Origin of the sequence: Pectinatus sottacetonis, assembly GCF_015732155.1 — a bacterium.
Taxonomy (GTDB): Bacteria; Bacillota; Negativicutes; order Selenomonadales; family Selenomonadaceae; genus Pectinatus; species Pectinatus sottacetonis.
On sequence record NZ_WIQK01000001.1, the window covers coordinates 183,636 to 203,074 of the forward strand.

Genomic DNA, 19,439 nt, shown 5'->3' on the forward strand with positions numbered 1-19,439 from the left:
TTGCTGGAAGTTTTTTTTGGCTTTTTTAGGACGCTTGGGAAAAATTTGGGGCAATATAATGAGAACAGTGGAATATATAAACTATAAAATAGTGTTATTTATAGTGATTTGGGAATTAGGCCGTTACTCACAGTTAGCATGGAGGTGCTTCTTTGAGAATAATGGGGATATTGAGACATATGGTTTGATAATATTATTTGGTGGGAAAACAAATAGGATACTGGAAAAATAATATATTATCTAGTTGATGTATTTCAAGATTAATTTTTTTTAGTAATTTGTATTTTCCTATTATATGATACGTTTTTTGTTATGATAGCTATTTTTGCGATGTAAATCGATAAAAGGAAAAGTTATATGAAATGTTGAGCAATTCTTGTATTTAGTTATTTGCGTATAAAATAACTAAGGTTTATAATAAAAGTAAATTTTAATGATTATTAGAGAGTTCTTTAAGTTTTGTGTAAATGCTAAAAGCTGATATAAATTTAATAGTACTATATTTGAATGGCATTGCTTATAAAAGTGATGCTTGTCTTGGATTTAATGACTTTCCTAAGCTGCCGATTAAATCCTTCTATGGTATTTGTGGGATAAATAAGCCGTCTGACAGCGAGTGGATATTTAAAATATGTTGCTAAAACAGCCTGTTTTTCATGCCAGGATTTATAAATTTTAGGATATTTACTATCCTATACTTCTTTAAAATGATCAAGTTCAGCTAATGCTGTTTTCTCTGTTGGTGCAGCATATACGAGCTTTAAATCTGCCATCAGGGATTTTATATCTTTATACGATACATAATCTGATGAATTATACACTGCTGTATTTCGGTTTATGGGTATACTGCTTCAATAGCTTGTGGGAAGTCGCTAAGACCGTCAACACAAGCTATTAGAACATCTTCTACTCCACGGCTTTTTAACCCGTTCATTATGGACAGCCAATACTTTGCACTTTCATTTTCACCAACATACATGCCAAAACATCTTTATGTCCATCATACATACAAAACAGGCAAAAAGAACGTCTCCAGCAAGAAAAATCGCTTCTGGAGGCCTATTATTGGTCATATCTAAAAATAAACAAAGATAAAATATTGCCAAAATCCAAACTAGGAAAAGCAATAAATTATGCTCTTAATAACCAGCAAAAATTGTAGACCTACTTAGAAGATGGTCATTGTGACATATCTAATAACCTAGCAGCAAACAGCATATGTCCATTTACCATAGGTCGAAAAAACTGGCTGTTTTCCGGTTCGCCCAAAGGAGCCAAAGCAAGCGCCACGGTATACAGCATAATAGAAACCTGTAAAGCAAATAAAATAGATGCTTATATATCTTGAATATATATTTAAAAACATGCCTAACCAGCCAATTATTCAGAATCCTGAGCTGATAGAAAATTATCTGCCATGGAGGGACGAAATAAAAAACAGCTGCATCTAGTAATCTTAAACCTATATAAATGCCGCTAATCCTTGTAATTACAATACAGGATTAGCGGCATTTTTGCTGTACATTATTTGGTTGTTTGCTTACGAAAAATTCTCTAAAATCTATATTAAACACTTTATTATTGTATTTATTTTTATACAAGTGGATTTTCACGTCTTCCAGTGTTAGTCCTTTTATATGATACTCTATAATTTTATCAGTACACATTTTTTGAGGTAGAATAGCAATTCCTTTTCCAGATTCAAGCATGGATAGGATTAAATCAAGAGAGTCTATTTCAATAACGTTCCAGTTGTTTTTTACTTTGTCAAGAAAATTGAACGTAGCTTTCCTATAAGGGCACTCTTTATCTCTATTTACTAAGACGGATACATTTTTAAAATCATTTAATAACATTTTTTTTGAACCTAAGCATCCGATCTTCTCATGAAAAGATTGCAATAACTCTATTTTACTGTTTTGCCATTCTTTATTTATTAACACGACGTCAATTTTAGATGTCTTTATGAGAAATAACAGTTCTTTGCTAGAACGAGTATACAAAGAAAACTTAAGTTCATCATTTATTAGCAGATTAGAGAGATAATTTTTTGTAATGGTTTGTGTAGCACCTATTTTTAATAAAGGATTACAATTGGATATTTTTCTCTTTGCTTCATCTACTAAATTGATTATCTTTGCTGCATAGTCAAATAATATCTCTCCATCTGGGAGTAAGATTACGCCTTTATTAGTTCTTTTAAAAAGCGGCTTATTTAATTCACTTTCTAATATTTTTAATCGACTAGTTATATTGGGCTGAACATACCCCAGTTGTTCAGCTGCCTTTGAAATAGATCCTAATTCTGCTGTTTTAATGAATATAGCTAAATCATTTATCTCCATTGCTTATCCCTCCTAGGTATCATTATAAATGATATCTAGAATAATTTATAGTTATTTTACTTAATTCTAACTTAGGAGTAAATTAAACTTATAAAATAGAAATGAGGAATAATTATGATTGGTATGCAATATAAAGTCACACTGCCTATGGATTACGACATGAACATCATTAGAAAAAGGGTAAAGGATAATGGTTTTAAGACAGATGAATTTTTAGATTTACAATTTAAAGCGTATCTAATTACTGAAAAAAATAAAAATAAAAATTTATATAATTCATATTCTCCATTTTATATTTGGAATACTAATATTGGCATGAATAAATTTCTCTTTGACGGGTATTATGATAATATTATTAATTCTTTTGGTTGGCAACAGATTAATATTGGGATTCCATTATACACCAAGATAAAGTCAAATTTCACTGACAGTACACACGTTCTTGAAATAACAGGAACAATACATGAAAGCGCAAGTTTAACTACTTTTAAAGAACGACAATCAGATTTAAAAACTAACTATGAAATTCTTGGAGAAACTTGTATCTATAATCCAGATAAATGGGGTTTTAGTAAAATATATTTTTTTAAAGAAACACCTTATCAACTTCATGATTTAGGTACAATTTATGAAATATTACACATATCTCTTGGTTAATAAATAAGTTACAAAAGAATATAATATCTGCAAAAGTGAGCGTGTAATCAATTCTGTGTAAACTTCATGGATTAATGTTGGAAAATACATAATCACGAAAAATTGCACACTTCTCGAATTATAAGACCCCAAATAAGCTAGAAGAAACGAATTAAACTATGAAATATGATAAGTTTAAATAAGTAATAAAAATATGTGGAGAATTAAGTACCATTTTGAGAGGAGTAAACCTGCACAAAATCTGCATGGATATAGTTGGTAATATAGCTAAATAAGAACCGCAATGGAAATTGATTTATATAATAAATAAAACCTTCAAACTGATTTTTATATTATATCAGCTTGAAGGTTTATCAAAACTATAAAGAAGTTCCTAGAAATTATTAGCAATCAAGTACTGTCACGGCCAAATTGACATTTTCACATTCTTTAGATGTTTTATCATTTTTATGTTGAACTTGAGCAGTTTGAAAAATAATATCAGGACCTATAGAAGAGGTATTGTCTGCGAGGTTTGTTGAAATATTAGTAGGTGGTATAGTAGTAGTGGTTGATTTTAAAGAATTTATATATTTTTCCAATTCATTTTGATCAAACCATACTCGGCGTCCAATTTTCATAGAAGGCAAAATTCCACGCCAAGCTAGATTTAATATTGCAGAGCTAGAATATTTATCATCAAAAAATTGTTTATTTACATCTTTTACTGATAGTAGGTTCATTTATATCACTCCTTTTATGATAATTATATATTAGCATAGGATGATATTATAAAAACTACCAAAATTCTTCAATTATTTATAGTTGAAGAACTTTAGCAATACTTAATAGAACACTAGAGGTAATTGATTTTTAAGTAATCTATGTTATAATTAGATACATAAAAGGATAGTTGATGCGTAGTGGCTCGGCTTTCCTCGTATACTAACGTGTTTGAAAGAAAGCCGGCTTACTAACGTGAGTCGGTTTATTTCATTTTAGTGCATGAAATAATGGCTACTATAAGTAAGCCAAAGCTTATCATTAAAGATAAGACTTGAAATGTACTCACAGCACCACCTCCTCCGAAGAGGAAAAACCGAAACATCAACTATCCCATGCGGATTATTATAACATATGCTAAATATTAAAGCTATTATGTCAGTATATAAGAAAACATAACTTAGAAAAATAGGTCCTGCTATAATTTGGGGGAAGTTTTTAATAAAGTAATGATTATTATGAGTAAAATAGAAGGAATGTAAAGAAGATACTTCAAAGTCTATGCCATATGTCACAGAAACAACTACAGAGCATAACGTATAACTGATAATATTAGGGCTCTCAGCACTTGCTGGGGGCTTTTTAATTTACCTTTTAGCGCATAAAAATTCTGAGAGTAGTCAGGAATATAATTAAACAATTCTAGAAAATATTGTATTTGAGCGGGAGATAAAAAGGATAATAACGAAAATAATATATTGCCTAGTAGTAATATATTTAGCTTATAAAAAATAGGAGAAATAAAATGGTGAGATTTAATGATTGGCAAATTAATAATTATCGCTTTTATGGTGGGAGAACTGGGTATAAAATTTGTATGAATGATGACAGTAATAAGCCCTATATGGTTAAAATATTAAAAGATACAGATATAGCTAGTTCGGCTGTTAATGAATATATTGGTTGTCATATTTTCAAATTACTTGGGATTGAGGCACAAACTACTATTTTAGGTGAATATGAATGTAATAATAAAATATATTCAGCAGTTGCGTGTGAAGATTTCAATATTAATAGATATAGGTTACAAGAATTTTTTAAAATAAAAAATACATGCATAACTGCTTCGAGAAAAAATAAATCATTGTTAAGCACATTGAATGCAATTAAAGAACAGAAAATGATTAATTCTGTCATGTTAAATGAATTTTATTGGGATATGTATATTGTTGATGCATTGCTAGGAAATTTTGATCGGAATGATAGCAATTGGGGGATTTTAGCAAATGAGGATTTGCAAGAATTTAAAATTGCACCTGTCTATGGATGTGAATATGTAAAGTGAACCCCTTTGTCAAGACAGATTTTTTATAAAAATAAGTTAGGTTTTTGAAAATTAAATTTTATAAATATCACCTGCCAGATGTGAAATATATTTCCTGTGGGGTATTATAATTCAGGCTTTGATGCAGCCGTTTTTCGTTGTAATATTTCATATATTCATTGTTCTAGCAAAATGACGATTTATTAATGCTTTATTAACTATCATAGAAGACCTTATTTACAGACTTTTATTCATAGCCCCATAGCCGATAGGATTTTCCTACCGGTTTTTTTAATATCTAAAATAATTTTATTCTTTTTTACCAAAATTAGGATTGCCTAAGATTTGTTTATACATTTCAATATATTTATCTGGTCGAAAATCAGTTCCGTTTACTTTTGAATTATATTGGTAAAGGCCTCTTTTCGCTAGTGATAAATCTATAGTAGCAATAAAAAATTCACTTTCATCTGCTATTTCATCTTTAAATTTATGCCCCGCATAATAATAAGGTTCCCAAGTTTTTTGACTTGGACCAATAATACAACTTCCACCCCAGAAATAATTGTCAACATCTAGTCCACCAAGATTAGCAACTGCAATATATACACCTTCACGAAGTACACTAGCTTCTAAAGTCACACTACCTAATCCGCCATGACACTTTGCTAATGCTGTGCAGTTTACATATAATCTACATCCCATAGCTGCATAATAACGAACCATTTCAGGGAAACAATATGAATCATAACAAATATTATATCCAATAGGTCCCCACGGTGTTTTTAATATGAAAGGTTTTTCACCTCTGCTTGCCCAGTTTGGTTCTGGATCCGGTAAATGCATTTTACGATAAGAACCTTCCAAGCCTTGTGGTGAAAAAATTGCCAAGGAATTATAAATTATATCTGTTTTTTCTGGATCTTGTTCAGGCATTCCGAACACAGCATAAACACCTAATTTTTTTGTTAAGGCAGCAACTTCATTAGTAGCTGGTCCAGGTATGGTTTCTGCCAACTTACTCTGCATTTTATCTTGTTTTGCCTTATTAGGTTCATCATCATAGCTTGTTAAAGCCATTTCAGGGAATACAATGAAATCACAGCCACGTTTAGCACCTGCTTCAATATATCCCTTAATCCGGTTTAAATTTTTTTCTTTTTCTCCCCAAAATGCATTAAATGTAGCAACGCCAATTGTTATAATATCCCTATCCATAAGTAACACCTCTTAAATTAATTAAAAAAATAAAGACAAAGATGCCTTATGACACCTTTGTCTTACTCTTATAATATAGAATTTCCATCTACAAATGTCAATATATAAACTGGTCCTATGTCAAGATTTAGTACAAAATAAAATGAGAAGTATATCCTCAATTTAACTTGCCAATGATGTATCTTTTTCCTGATACTGCTGATATAATTTTTCGTATTCGTCCGGTAACATATAATTGCAATGACTATGAATACGCACTGTATTGTAAAATGATATGAACTTCAAGCGATGGCGATGGCATTGCTACTCAAATATGTCGTTTCATCATTGACCATATTGAAGAAAATATCACTTTAGACACTTTGGCACAGGAATTTTCCCTTAGCCGTGATTATACAGGTAAATATTTCAAGCAAAAAATCGGTGTTAATTTTAATGAATATTTAACAAAAATGAAAATGGAACATGCTAAGTATTTATTGCGCAAAGGGAAATATAAAACTTACGAAATCAGTGACCGCCTTGGGTATGCTAATGTTGATTATTTTCGCCGTTTATTTAAACAATATACTAATATGACACCCGGCAAATATAAACGAAATCTTGATATTTGCCGGCATAAAATTTATAAAATAATCTTTTTTACAAGTCCTAGGACATTTTGATAAGGATTTCCCCCTTGAGACATTGTATGATAGATATGCATAAAACTTACCTGAGAACCTATATAATTGCGAAATTTATTAAATTCTACTGCATTATCAGGCCTTATACCATATTCTTTAACAGCTATCTTCTTAAGTATAATCACACTTTTTTGTGAAGCCGGTCCACTCAAAACATAATCATGGTCACCTAAATGTACTATAAAACCTTCCTGTTTATGCGGCATGGGAAGAGTTCTGCCTCCATTATCAAGTAGTCCTATTTTCACCGGATCTTTTCCTGCCATTAATGCTGCTGCCTTGATCCATCCTATTACCAAAGATTCACCCGCAGCCGTTCCGGGATTTTCATGGGCGCAGGCCAGAGCAACTATAATATCCGAGGGAAAATCTCTATAAATAGACTCTGCTATACTGAATATATGATGTGCTCCTGTTTTAGCAATAGTCATCTCTGTAAGCGATTCTCCATTATTTTTCCATTGGAATACCCAAGGTTTGCCAATATCATGCAGTAATTCACCGGCAACTGCTATATCATAATTCACATCATAAAAAAATACATGTTTGTAGGAATTACATATTCCCTGTAGTATAGTAACATTATTTAGTGTATGCATTACCAAACCACCAGGATATGCATGATGGCTGTCATAACCGCTTCCGGGTGCTGTAATAAATGGCTGTGGTGCCTGCTGTGAACTTTTGAGCGGGGGGAAAAGCATTTTTGCTGATATTTTAGTACTATTTACCAGCCCTTTATCCAAAAGCTTGTTATATACCTGTTCCATATCAGCAGAGGAACTATACTGCTGCATAAAAGTAGGCGCCGGATTATACAAAATATTTTTAATCTTTTTTCCGATAGTTTTATCACTAATACTATTAGCAGCTTCTAAGAGTTTTTTCCACCCTGCATTGACCATTTGGGATTTCTTCACAATATCCTGCGGAAGAGCAGGACAATCGGCAAATTTCATCACTGTTACCTTATTTTCTGAAGCAAAAGAAACGTGTGGCATATTTAAAACAGCAAGCCCAGCTGCTGCTCCCACAGAAATACGTAAAAAATTCCGCCGTGACAATCCTTCCGAATATGAATCCATCATAATAGTATCCCCTTTTATAATAAAATATGATTTTCTAAAAAATTTATTCCTTAATTTATCCCATTATAAAATAAAAAGTCATTTAAAATGTTAGCTAATTTTAAATATTTCATTAAATTTAATTTAACTAAAACATAACAAAATCTTAAAACTAATTAAGCTCATAAGGTGTATTACTATATAAGATGCTTTATTAAGCAACTTATAGAAAGTATGTTTTAACATGCTATTGTGCTGGTATCTGGTTAATAAAGCACGATGATGCTTTATTAATAAACGGAATGAGCCGGTCATTAATCTACAGGATTTAAAACCTAGGGGGTAATTTAGTGAAAAAAAGAAGATTAAAAAAAACTCTTGTTTCATTATCGACAATTGCAGCATGCACAGCTTTAATTTCAGCAGGAAATGTTTCTCCGGTCTTTGCTAGTTCTGCAAAGACACTTCAGGCAAATACACCTATAAAATATGTAGTAGTTATTTTCGATGAAAATGAATCTTTTGACCATTATTTTGGTACATATCCCTTTGCCAAAAATACTAGCGGTGAACCATTATTTTTTGCATCGCCAGGTACACCAGCTATAAACGGTTTGACTCCGGCATTGCTGATGCATAATCCCAACTCGGCCGATCCGCAGCGTTTACCAAGAAGTATGGCACATACACAGGATTTTGATCATGGCTATACATCTGAACAAAAATCATTTGATGGCGGATTAATGGATAAATTTGTCCAAAATGATGGACACGGAAATGCGGAAGTCATGGATTATTACGATGGAAATACAGTTACTGCTCTGTGGAATCTGGCACAGCATTTTTCCATGAATGATAATTATTTTGGTGCTAACCTTGGACCATCAACTCCTGGAGCTATTAATGTAGTATCAGGAAATACACATGGTGCAACAGTATATACAGCTAATGCAACTTTAAGTACTACAAAAATGAATCCCAATGATAAAAACTTCCCGCGGAAGGCAGTTACCAAGAACGGTACACTATACGGTGATATAGATCCCTACTATGATTATGCTTCCAAGAGAAGTACAGCATCTATGTCCGGCAGAAATATTGGTGACCTGATGAATAGAAAAGGCTTGACCTGGGGATGTTTCTTCGGCGGCTATGATGATCCAAAGGCAATCCATAAAAATATTGCTGGTGAAAAAATTATTGATTACATACCACATCACGAACCATTTCAATATTATGGTGCTACTTCCAATATTAAACACGTACGTCCTGTATCAGTCGCTATGATTGGACACACAGATCGAGCAAACCATCAATATGATATTACTGATTTCTGGGCTGCTGCTGAATCTGGGCATCTTCCTAATTATTCATTTTTAAAAGCCCCGGCTTATCAGGACGGTCATCCTTCTTATTCCGATCCCATAGATGAACAACGCTGGCTCGTAGAAACCATCAATAAACTTGAATCCCTACCTACTTGGAAAAACACTGCTATCTTTGTGACCTATGATGATTCAGATGGTTGGTATGATCATGTAATGCCGCCAATTATGAATCACTCACAGGATCCTGATGTTGACGCCATGGAAGGAAAAGGGAAAAATGTTGGCGATAATATGCCTTTAAACGGCTATCAAGATCGTTTAGGATATGGACCTCGTATGCCAATGATTGTAGTTTCACCTTATGCTAAGCATAATGCTGTTATCCATACTATAGCAGATCAATCATCTGTATTAAAATTTGTTGAAGATAACTGGAATTTAGGTCGTATTGGCAATGGTTCCTTTGATACTATGGCTAGTTCTCTTGATAATATGTTTGATTTTACACCGGGCTATTCTAACCAGCCGGTATTTCTTGATCCCGCTACCGGAGAACCAGTTACTCAGCTAAAACCTTTTAAAGAAAATGGTCATCTTTACATGTCTTTACAAGACTTAACCCAAAGTCTTAATGTACTGCCACACGAAAAAAAGGATCATACATGGTTTATGTACAATAATCATTTAGTTGAAATTCCTCACAAGGGAAACAGCATAAAAGTTGATATGGCTAATATAGATTTAGAAGGAAAAATTCTCAGCAAGCATAATGTCATTTATCTGCCATTAAGTAATTTATCTAAAGCCTTAAACATTACACCGGTAGAATATAAATCAAATGAAATACTATTCAGGCAGAAAGCAGCCGATAATACAAATAGTTTTTCAGAAAAATATAACACAAGAGCCAGAACAGTAAATTATGAAAAGAATATTTCCACCGCCAAATTATCAATCGAAGAAAATAATAATAAAAACTTATTATCCATTGGCAGCCCTATTGAAGTTCCTTCAACTAGTAAAAACAGCATTTTGGTAAATCAAATTATCAATGGTGCCCAAAAAGGACAGAAATACGATTTGGCAATAAAAGCTCCTGCAATGAAAAACCGTACTGTATATATTTCCTTTTCTACTGGTACTATCGACACAAAAGGCACTCTTACAGTAAATGGAGAAAAAATCGGCAAAACTCCAGTTGCTGTAAAACTTAATGCTGACGGCAAAGCCAATATCACTTACACTGTATCTGATGCCCCTACAAATTGGGATGCATATGATAATGACAATATTGTCATTACTGACTCTGCTGATATAACCAGAGCTGGTTATAAAAATGAAATAAGCATATTCAGCTGAATCTTTGTAAAATAATATTATAAAATAAAAAAACTGCTGAGCTTAACTGCTCTCCATAAATTAGTTTAACTAACTTATGGAGAGCAGTTTTCTTACAGCAGTCTTTTATATTTTGCAGAATGGCGGTATTATGAAATTACAAAGCTATACTTCTTTAATAAAAAACCTATTATGCATTATGATAATTTTTCAGCAGCCAGCTGATACGAACACCTTTTAGTTTATCTTCGGCATATTCAACTGCCGTTCCCATATCGTAAAAAGCAGCTATCCTATTAAGCAGGACACAAGCTGCCCTAAGCTGATTTTCATCCTCCTGTGAAATCTGTTCCTGCTGCATATCAATATTAAACAACAGCTCTGCCGTTTTAGTTTCTTCCTGCCTACCACTTAGAACACAACGTAGTTTTTCACGTTTTCCCTGTAAAATATGAACCAGTATTTTAAATATTATCTTAATATACTTATGATTACCCTTTGTTTCTATATCTTCCTCTATTTTATTATCAATAATAATACGATTATCACAGCCGGCAGTAATATCATCAACCAATTTTGTTAAGGGACATATATCTATTACAGCTGGCAACTGGCTTAAATATGTAAGATATACGACCTCTGCTGTATGAAGCAGCTTATTTTGTTCTATTTCCTGCGCTGTTGATTTTTTATCAAGTCCTACGATATTTTTTCGCAAAGCCGAAAACAGCAGTACACTAGTCTTATACAAATGCCGCATTTCTTTTTTTTCCTGATCTTTTCTTGTTTCTATAGTTTTGAAAATATTTTGGTATGCCGCATTTTTTCTTTTTAGCTTTTCATTCAAAGTATCCCGCTCAACCTGAAGATCATAATACTGAACCTCCCACGACTAAAGTCGCGGGGTTCCTGCTTCATAGATAGTTGCGCCAAAAGCACGTCTTATATTATCTCCACAGGCTATCCCCGTAGTTCCTACGGTTCTTATATATGTTATTACGCTGTTATGTTTAATATTCTTAGTCCTTCATTGCGAATGTTTATGGCGGCATTTATATCTCTGTCATGCTGGGCTTTACAGTTAGGACATTCCCATTTCCTTATAGTAAGGTCTTTTATTTCTTTGTTCTGGTAACCACAATTATGGCACAGCTGGCTTGATGGATAGAATTTGTCTATTTGTACTATTTCTTTGCCATACCACTGAGCTTTATATTTTAGCTGGCGGGTAAATTCTGACCAGCTGGCATCTATAATACTTCGGGCAAGTTTGTGGTTTTTCAGCATGTTATTTATTTGTAAGTCTTCTAAGCAGATAACATCGTAGTTTTCTATAAGTTTATGAGATAGTTTATGCAGCATATCTTTTCGCTGATTTGCAATACGTGCCTGCAGCCTGGCTACTTTGATTCTTGCTTTATTTCTGTTTATACTTCCCTTTGTTTTTCGGGACAAGCTTTTTTGCAGTTTGGCAAGTTTTCGTAGTGACTGTTTCAGGTATTTGTGATGGGGATGTTTATCGCCATCGGAGGTGATTGCAAATTCTTTTAGGCCAAGGTCGATACCGACATAGTTGTCAGTACGATTAAAAACAGGTTTTTCTATTTCTGTACAGCATAGGGATACAAAGTATTTACCATCAGGGGTTTGTGATATTACTGCGTTTAAGATTCTGCCCTGCGGTACTTGCTTATCTCTTATTTTTACTTTACCTAGTTTGGGAAGTTTTATTTTTGTTCCCAGAAATTCAATGTTGCTATTGGTAAAGTTTGTTTTGTAAGATTTATGCCTGTTTTTTTTGGTCTTGAATTTAGGAAAGCCAACTTTTTTATGTTTAAAGAAGTTCTGGTAAGCTGTATCGAGGTCTTTTAACGCGTTTTGTAAGGAACATTTATCTGGTTCTTTTAACCAGGTGTTTTCTTTTTTCAACTGCGTTAAATTACTGGAACATTTGGTATAGGTAAGTGTGGTTTTATCATTATTGTATGCTTTGATTCGCATGTCGAGATAGTGATTAAAAACATATCTTACGCAGCCAAATGTTTTTTGCAGCAGTAGTTCCTGTGTTTTGTTGGGGTATATCCTAAATTTGAAGGCTTTTTCCATGATTGCTCACTTTTCTTTTTATCTTTACAAGATTATTGCCTGATTATTTTAAACTTAACATGCAGGCTTTAGAAAAGCAAGTTCTTTGCAGTAACATATATAAGAGTCGTAAGTTCTTTTTTAGTCGTATGGGGGAGGTGTCGTTCACACGGGCTCGCTGCTTCCTATGCGGTTCTCTTATGAACTCCTTTATGTTTCCATAAAGCACAGACTATATCTTGTCCTTCGGCATTATCCGTTAAGGTCTGCCCACTTCCAGCCGCTTGGCTGTACTTCCCTCAAGAGGAATAGTCGTTGGGGATTCTCCTGTTCGGAGCTTTCCTGCTGATTGTCCATTTTCTTAGTGTTTAGGGTTTAACCTTGCACCATACAGCATATTTTTTTTACTTTCGTCGCCGTCACGTTTGAGCTTGTTTCATCTTAGCGTTGTGGCTATGCTGTCTTTAGGAGTTTCCAGCATTTCAGGCAGTATTGGATTGGTCTTTGCCAATCTCTATATGCATATTTCTATACATACTGACTAGTTTGGTCGCCTAACTCACGACTAATGTCACGAGTGTGCGGCTCCCATTTAATCAATTGACTGCTTAATAACTGGCAAAAGTTCACTATCAGTTGTCCATGGCTTGGTTATAAACTTAAAAATCTCGCCTTGATTTATGGTCACAAGCAATTGGGATAATTGTGTATATCCTGATAAAACAACACGCACTGTCCGGGGATATTTTTCCTTTACAATTTTTAATAAAGCCAGTCCGTCCATTTTCGGCATCCGCATATCAGTAATAATAACACTGATTTCATTTTTCTCCATAATTTCCAGTGCCTCTTCACCGCTATTAGCAAAAAATGGCGTGAATTTTTCATCCATAACAGCTCTTTTTATTGCTCTTAAAACACTTGCTTCATCGTCAACGAATAATACTTTATCCTGATCCATGCTGTCACCTCAAATCTCATAAAAATTAAAATACCTTTATTCAATATATATATTCAAATTATTATTAAAAATTCGACATTATTGTACAACTATCCTTTTCTTTTCTTAAATTACTGGTATATATTTCTAGCAGGAATTGTTTATATTAAACAGAAATAATAATAAATATATTTTATTAAAAGGGGACATCACTATGAAAACAGAACAATTACTTTATGACCGTACCGCAGCTCGTTCAGACAGTACTGACTGCAAACTAACAGATAAAGCTCAATTCGTTATGGTTTTTGGCAGTAAAAATCTTCTTTTAAACAATGATATCTACAATAAAATACGGTACATATATCCTAAATCATATATAATAGGGGCAACGACCGCCGGTGAAATACATGATGATACTGCTACAGAAAACACCGTATCGGCCACAGCAGTTTATATGGAAAAAACACCTGTAAAATTTGCTGCTGTTACCATTGAAAACAATAATTATATCAAGGCTGCTGCCAAACTAATCGATAAATTTCCGGTAAAAGGGCTAAAACATATTCTTGTTATTTCCGAGGGAATAAACATCAATGGAAGTAAACTTATAGACGGGCTAAACAAAATAATGCCGCCGAATGTCACCGTATCAGGTGGTTTGGCCGGCGATGGAAAACATTATAAAAGTACTTTTGTCATTGCCAACGAGCAACCTGCGCAAAATCGTCTTGCTGCCGTAGGATTTTATGGTAATAATATCCATTTAAGTTGTGCTTCCATTGGGGGATGGGCTCCCTTCGGTATTGAACGCACTATTACCAAAGCCCATGATAATGTTCTATATGAATTTGATGAAAAATCAGCGTTGGATCTATATAAAGAATACTTAGGTGAATATGCTGATGAATTGCCAGCTGCTGGCCTGTACTTTCCACTGATGGTACGTTCAGCAAAGGATAATCATACTTTTATCCGCACGATTCAGCGGGTTAACGAACAACAAAAAACATTAATTTTTTCCGGTGATGTTCCCCAGGGCTACTATGCTAAATTAATGCGTACAAATCTTGATGATCTCATCCACGGTTCACAGCAGGCAGCAAAAATAAGCTTGTCCTCACTTGATGTGAATAAAGCAGACTTGGCCATTCTAATAAGCTGTGTCGGCAGGAAACTTGTTTTAGACCAAATGACAGGTGAAGAAATTGAAGCTGCCAGAGATATTCTGGGGCTTGACACTACTTTTGCCGGTTTTTATTCTTATGGCGAAATTTCTTCATCAGCCAAAAATAAATTATGCGAACTGCATAATCAAACAATGACGATTACTCTGATCACGGAGGTATGACAGATACTATGAATAACCTGCATCGTCTGTTAAAAAGGCAACTGCATAACTGCTTAAAAAATACTGAACCTAATTCCGAATTGGAATCCTTTATAAATGCAATAAATGAATCTTACATGACCTATGATAAGGAACGTTTATTATTAGAACGAAGTATTGATATCAGCTCCCGGGAATATAATGAAAATATGCAAAAAATACGTACACTGCACAGCCAGCTTGTACAACAGGAAAAGATGGCTGGAATAGGACAACTTTCAGCCGGAGTGGCACATGAAATAAATAATCCACTAGGGTATACTCAAAGTAACTTAGAAACATTAAAAAAATATCTGGAAAAAATAAAGACTTTTCTGGATACATTGACTACTCTTGAAAATGATACCAAAACAAATCCTGACAATATTGCCATAGAACAACTATGGCAAATGATCCAAAAATCCATGGCCGATAATAAAATAAATTTAATTATTGATGATTTAGATGACATTATAGATGAATCTGTCGTTGGTTTAAACCGCATTGAAAAAATTGTCAAAAGTCTTTTGGGCTTTTCCCGCGCCAGCAGCATGGAATTTGAGGACTATGACTTAAATAAGGGTATAGAAGACACGTTGGCTGTAGCCCATAATGAAATAAAATACACAACAAAAGTTATCAAGGAATTAGGAAAAATCCCTTATATAAGAGCAGCTGGAGGAACAATCAACCAAGTTCTTTTAAATCTTATCGTAAATGCTGTCCATGCTATAAAAGGAACTGCTCATGAGGGGATACTTACAATTAAAACTTACAAAAAAAACAACTTTATTTATTGCTCAGTAACTGATAATGGTACTGGTATAGCTAAAGAAAATCTTAATAGTATTTTTACTCCCTTTTTCACAACAAAACCTGTTGGTGTTGGGACAGGACTCGGACTCAGCATCGCCTATGATATTATTGTCAATAAACATCACGGTAAAATAAATGCAGAAAGTGAGCTAGGAAAAGGTACTACCTTTATTATCAGTCTTCCTATCAAAGAAGGGAAAGAGGTGGCATCATGAATATACTAGTTGTGGATGATGATAGATTTAATTTAAAAATAGCCGAAGATCTTATAAAAAACAACATTACAGATTGTAGTGTCTTTCTTTGCAGTATCCCTGACAAAACCCTTACAGAATTAGCTGCCCACGATATAGACATTATTTTATTGGATATAATTATGCCGGGCATAACCGGCATTGAACTATTAAAAATCATCCGCAGTCAAAATGAATACAAAGATATTCAGATCATAATGTTTACGGGTATCAAAGATAGAGAAAGCTTTAAAGCTTGTTTTGAAAACGGTGCTAATGACTACATAAATAAACCCATTAATTTCATAGAATTTATTGCCCGAGTGAAAGCCTCCATAAAAGCGAGAAAATCCATTCTCTCACTAATAAAACTCAACAAAACCATAACGGGACAATATAAAAAATTACGCACGATGACACAGGAATTAAAAAATACCCAGTTCAGTCTGTTGCAAAAAGAAAAACTTGCTGCTCTGGGTGAAATTGCTGCCGGTATTGCACATGAAATTAATAATCCAATCGGATTTATTGCGAGCAATCTGACAACAATGAATAGCTATATGCGAAAAATTAAAGAAATACGTTATCAATACAAAGAGTTTTTTCAGACCGTTAGCAATGAAACTACTCTGTCAAATAGACTTATTGAGGCTAAAAATAATATTATCAGCAGGGAAAAAGAACAAAAAATAGACTTTATTATGGACGATCTTGATGCCATAATTGCTGAATCTTTAGAGGGCACTGCACGTATAAGTAAAATAGTTGGAAGCATGCAGGAATTTGCTAAAACTGGCACAGAAGATAAAATGACCCATAACAATTTCAACCAGATTATTGACGAATGTCTGTTAATAATAAAACATGACATAAAATCAGCAGCAGAAATCGATAGACAGCTGCAAAAAAATCTCTACCTTTCCTGCAATAAGGGAGAAATTGGACAGGTGATCCTCAATATCCTGCTAAATTCTATCTATGCTATAAAAACTACTTCTGTTGGTAAAGGAAAAATCACTATAAAGGCTTATGACTCAGCTGAATATATTTTCTGTATTATAAGTGATACCGGTTCTGGAATAAAAGAAGAAGATCTCAGCCGCATTTTTGATCCTTTTTTTACAACTAAAGACGTAGGTCATGGCGTTGGTCTGGGACTTAGCGTAGCCTATGATATTGTCGTAAAAAAACACAATGGATCATTAAGTGCAACCAGCAAACTCAGCGAAGGAACGACTTTTACCATAAAACTGCCCAAGGAACATAAATACTAGGTCTTTTTATTTGGCATTATTTCCCCTTAATATAAAAACCGCTGCTGCATATAGCATTTTCATTCATAAAGATGTAATATTTTCTTATTTGTTTTTAAATGGACTTTGATTTTAAAAAGGAATACAAAGAATTTTAGGAACTACACGCATTGGTAAGTATGTTATAAATCATAGTTTTATTATTCCTGGTTTTATAGGTGTTATTACAGGAAGTTTTGTTGGATACGTTATAGCTCATATTTTATATTAATTTTTGCAATTTGAAGGCTTTTTCCATGATTGCTCACTTTTCTTTTTATCTTTACAATATCATTGCCTGATTATTTTATAATTAACATGCAGGCTTTAGAAAAGCAAGGTCATTGCTAATGATTATCATCTATCCTTGAAAACAGCAAAAGAATATATTTCTATATTTATGCCTAAAATAAATGGACCTTATCTACTAATAGATAAAGTCCATTTATAATATTACATTTAATTTACAAACATATTATTGCTGAGGCAGCATTTGATTAGAAACAGGTTGTTTTTCATGATGTTCCTTGTGATGCTTTTTGTGATGCTTTTGATGTATTTGCTGATGATTAGGAGCAGGTTCCTGGATTTGACTAGTAGTTTGATTAGGAACTTGTTCCCGGGGTGCAGCACTTACTACCGTAATACCTAATGTACCAACCATCATAGCTGCACCGATCAATAAAGCTGATAATCTTTTTAATTTAGAATTAACCATTATAATTCCTTCTTTCTATAAATTATTTTGATTATATCACTATCTATATTGTAATATATGGCAAAAGTGTGACATTTTATAAAAAGGATGGGAAATAATGGTTATCTTAATGTATTGGAATAAAAACTGAAAAAAATTGCTGCTGCTCATGCTGATAAATTCTTTAGTCCATAATTTTTCCTGATTCATTAAAGCAATATCTCCTCTTTCTATAATGAATATTCTTATAAGTAAGATTGATAGAATAGACCATGCTCTGTACAGTATGATAGCAACATTCCATGTCCTTTTTTAGGAATACGTACATTTAAATTCCACTCAGGATATTGTTTGACTAGATGGATACGATCTCCAGTAACAAAAGCGATAAAAGAAATATAATGTGTCTTGGTCATGGGATGAGTACTTGTAATATACCATTCATCTTCTATTACCTGAACAGATAGCTTTTCATTTTCTGTTACCTTCTTTAATGTCTGGGCAGTTAATTTTTTTCCACAACAAGAAATTTCGGCTTCACCAGTACAGATAGAAATATTATTGCATATTGGACAGATATAATATTTTGTATTTTTCATATTTCCTCCGACAAAATCATTTGGAGTTATATCGCCAACTAATAAATTTTGTGCATCTACTCTTAAAATGTCTGAAAGTTCTGGAATAAATGAAATATCGGGACAGCCCAGCCCTCGTTCCCATTTAGAAACAGTTTTATCACTGATATTCATTTTGTCCGCAAGTTGTTTTTGTGTCATATTATGTTCCTGACGTAACATACGTATGACATTTCCCACTTTATTATTTTGCATTATTTTATACCTCCATATTTCAAATTGTATAAAAATTTTGCCAAATATTCAATAAACTATCCGTAGAATAGCTAATTTTATAGTGGAAAACCACTAACAAATAAATGAGCTTATATTTATTATATGCTGCCTGCTTTATTTATTCATCTAAAATTATCTATAACATGTTCTTATCACATAAGATAAAATGTCTATTCCTTTTTTTATAGCCGCAGGTTCTAAATGCCCATATCCTAAAAGGAGTTTATCCAAATGATGCCCCTTTTGAATGAAACAGCCACTTTTCAGCAGTGGGTCGGATGTATCTGCCTCATAGCAAGTATGACATTAATTGGCTTTGCGGAAAAGCCTGCCATGCAAAATGGACAATAGTATCTGGGTCAGTATTAATTCTGAATGTCATATACACATTTCTATACATACTGACTAGTTTAGTCGTCTAACTCACAATTAAAGCCACGAGTGTACAGCTCCCATTTTAAGCAAGGCTTTTTCATAATTATTATTCA

At 33.3% G+C, this 19,439-nt stretch carries 20 protein-coding genes and 1 pseudogene; 8 read left to right on the top strand and 13 right to left on the bottom strand.

Annotated features, from left to right (window positions below):
- Window positions 1-497 precede the first annotated feature (497 nt).
- Genes I6760_RS13000 through I6760_RS13005 form a run of 3 tightly spaced genes read right to left on the bottom strand, consistent with a single transcriptional unit; the run spans window position 498 to window position 979 of the window.
- Window positions 498-674, bottom strand: coding sequence for a transposase (locus I6760_RS13000; RefSeq protein ID WP_196594700.1), 177 nt, complete (start codon window positions 672-674; stop codon window positions 498-500).
- Window positions 675-692: 18 nt separating this feature from the next.
- Window positions 693-821: a hypothetical protein gene (locus tag I6760_RS12800; protein ID WP_269140267.1), complete on the bottom strand. Its 129-nt coding sequence runs from the start codon at window positions 819-821 to the stop codon at window positions 693-695.
- A gap of 14 nt (window positions 822-835) precedes the next feature.
- A complete protein-coding gene (locus I6760_RS13005) occupies window positions 836-979 on the bottom strand; it encodes a transposase (RefSeq protein WP_196592633.1) in 144 nt (47 codons plus the stop codon).
- 72 nt (window positions 980-1,051) lie between these two features.
- Between I6760_RS13005 and I6760_RS12650 the strand changes: the two are divergent.
- A pseudogene (locus I6760_RS12650) lies at window positions 1,052-1,348 on the top strand (IS66 family transposase).
- Window positions 1,349-1,502: 154 nt separating this feature from the next.
- On the opposite strand, the gene I6760_RS00805 reads toward I6760_RS12650, so the two are convergent.
- A complete protein-coding gene (locus I6760_RS00805) occupies window positions 1,503-2,345 on the bottom strand; it encodes a LysR family transcriptional regulator (RefSeq protein WP_196592634.1) in 843 nt (280 codons plus the stop codon).
- A 114-nt stretch (window positions 2,346-2,459) separates the two neighbouring features.
- Between I6760_RS00805 and I6760_RS00810 the strand changes: the two genes are divergently transcribed.
- On the top strand, window positions 2,460-3,002 hold the full coding sequence (locus I6760_RS00810) for a DUF4865 family protein (RefSeq protein WP_196592635.1): 543 nt from the start codon (window positions 2,460-2,462) through the stop codon (window positions 3,000-3,002).
- Between the two features lie 383 nt (window positions 3,003-3,385).
- On the opposite strand, the gene I6760_RS00815 is transcribed toward I6760_RS00810, so the two are convergent.
- Together I6760_RS00815 and I6760_RS13010 are read right to left on the bottom strand one after the other, a co-directional pair.
- Window positions 3,386-3,724, bottom strand: a complete 339-nt coding sequence (locus I6760_RS00815) for a helix-turn-helix domain-containing protein (protein WP_196592636.1) — start codon at window positions 3,722-3,724, stop codon at window positions 3,386-3,388.
- A gap of 245 nt (window positions 3,725-3,969) precedes the next feature.
- A complete protein-coding gene (locus tag I6760_RS13010) occupies window positions 3,970-4,089 on the bottom strand; it encodes a putative holin-like toxin (protein WP_407947288.1) in 120 nt (39 codons plus the stop codon).
- Window positions 4,090-4,509: 420 nt separating this feature from the next.
- Here I6760_RS13010 and I6760_RS00820 point away from each other — a divergent pair, with 420 nt between their 5' ends.
- On the top strand, window positions 4,510-5,049 hold the full coding sequence (locus I6760_RS00820; RefSeq protein WP_196592637.1) for a HipA domain-containing protein: 540 nt from the start codon (window positions 4,510-4,512) through the stop codon (window positions 5,047-5,049).
- A gap of 288 nt (window positions 5,050-5,337) precedes the next feature.
- Here the strand turns inward: I6760_RS00820 and I6760_RS00825 are convergent, their stop codons facing one another.
- A complete protein-coding gene (locus tag I6760_RS00825; protein WP_196592638.1) occupies window positions 5,338-6,246 on the bottom strand; it encodes a carbon-nitrogen hydrolase family protein in 909 nt (302 codons plus the stop codon).
- A 362-nt stretch (window positions 6,247-6,608) separates the two neighbouring features.
- Between I6760_RS00825 and I6760_RS00830 the strand changes: the two genes are divergently transcribed.
- A complete protein-coding gene (locus tag I6760_RS00830) occupies window positions 6,609-6,911 on the top strand; it encodes a helix-turn-helix domain-containing protein (protein ID WP_196592639.1) in 303 nt (100 codons plus the stop codon).
- Here the strand turns inward: I6760_RS00830 and I6760_RS00835 are convergent.
- Entirely contained in the window at window positions 6,872-8,020 is a 1,149-nt protein-coding gene (locus I6760_RS00835) for a TAT (twin-arginine translocation) pathway signal sequence (protein ID WP_196592640.1), read from the bottom strand. The two genes, I6760_RS00830 and I6760_RS00835, sit on opposite strands and share 40 nt — an antisense overlap.
- A gap of 329 nt (window positions 8,021-8,349) precedes the next feature.
- Between I6760_RS00835 and I6760_RS00840 the strand changes: the two genes are divergently transcribed.
- The gene (locus tag I6760_RS00840; protein WP_196592641.1) at window positions 8,350-10,686 is read left to right on the top strand and encodes a phospholipase C; all 2,337 of its coding nucleotides are present in this window, start codon (window positions 8,350-8,352) and stop codon (window positions 10,684-10,686) included.
- A gap of 169 nt (window positions 10,687-10,855) precedes the next feature.
- Here I6760_RS00840 and I6760_RS00845 read toward each other — a convergent pair whose 3' ends face one another.
- The 3 genes from I6760_RS00845 to I6760_RS00855 form a co-directional block, all read right to left on the bottom strand.
- On the bottom strand, window positions 10,856-11,512 hold the full coding sequence (locus tag I6760_RS00845) for a hypothetical protein (protein WP_196592642.1): 657 nt from the start codon (window positions 11,510-11,512) through the stop codon (window positions 10,856-10,858).
- 149 nt (window positions 11,513-11,661) lie between these two features.
- Complete coding sequence (tnpB, locus tag I6760_RS00850) at window positions 11,662-12,771, bottom strand: IS200/IS605 family element RNA-guided endonuclease TnpB (RefSeq protein WP_196592643.1); 1,110 nt, start codon at window positions 12,769-12,771, stop codon at window positions 11,662-11,664.
- Window positions 12,772-13,342: 571 nt separating this feature from the next.
- Window positions 13,343-13,711: a response regulator gene (locus I6760_RS00855; protein ID WP_196592644.1), complete on the bottom strand. Its 369-nt coding sequence runs from the start codon at window positions 13,709-13,711 to the stop codon at window positions 13,343-13,345.
- Between the two features lie 193 nt (window positions 13,712-13,904).
- Here I6760_RS00855 and I6760_RS00860 point away from each other — a divergent pair, with 193 nt between their 5' ends.
- The 3 genes from I6760_RS00860 to I6760_RS00870 are packed head-to-tail and all read left to right on the top strand — an operon-like array spanning window position 13,905 to window position 17,382.
- Entirely contained in the window at window positions 13,905-15,041 is a 1,137-nt protein-coding gene (locus I6760_RS00860) for an FIST signal transduction protein (RefSeq protein ID WP_196592645.1), read from the top strand.
- Window positions 15,038-16,090, top strand: coding sequence for a sensor histidine kinase (locus I6760_RS00865; RefSeq protein ID WP_196592646.1), 1,053 nt, complete (start codon window positions 15,038-15,040; stop codon window positions 16,088-16,090). Before I6760_RS00860 ends, I6760_RS00865 begins: the two co-directional genes overlap by 4 nt.
- On the top strand, window positions 16,087-17,382 hold the full coding sequence (locus I6760_RS00870; protein WP_196592647.1) for a hybrid sensor histidine kinase/response regulator: 1,296 nt from the start codon (window positions 16,087-16,089) through the stop codon (window positions 17,380-17,382). The genes I6760_RS00865 and I6760_RS00870 overlap by 4 nt, the downstream gene beginning before the upstream one ends.
- Before the next feature lie 493 nt (window positions 17,383-17,875).
- On the opposite strand, the gene I6760_RS00875 is transcribed toward I6760_RS00870, so the two are convergent.
- Together I6760_RS00875 and I6760_RS00880 are read right to left on the bottom strand one after the other, a co-directional pair.
- A complete protein-coding gene (locus I6760_RS00875) occupies window positions 17,876-18,118 on the bottom strand; it encodes a hypothetical protein (protein ID WP_196592648.1) in 243 nt (80 codons plus the stop codon).
- A gap of 224 nt (window positions 18,119-18,342) precedes the next feature.
- Window positions 18,343-18,930, bottom strand: coding sequence for a helix-turn-helix domain-containing protein (locus I6760_RS00880; RefSeq protein ID WP_196592649.1), 588 nt, complete (start codon window positions 18,928-18,930; stop codon window positions 18,343-18,345).
- Between the last annotated feature and the right edge of the window lie 509 nt (window positions 18,931-19,439).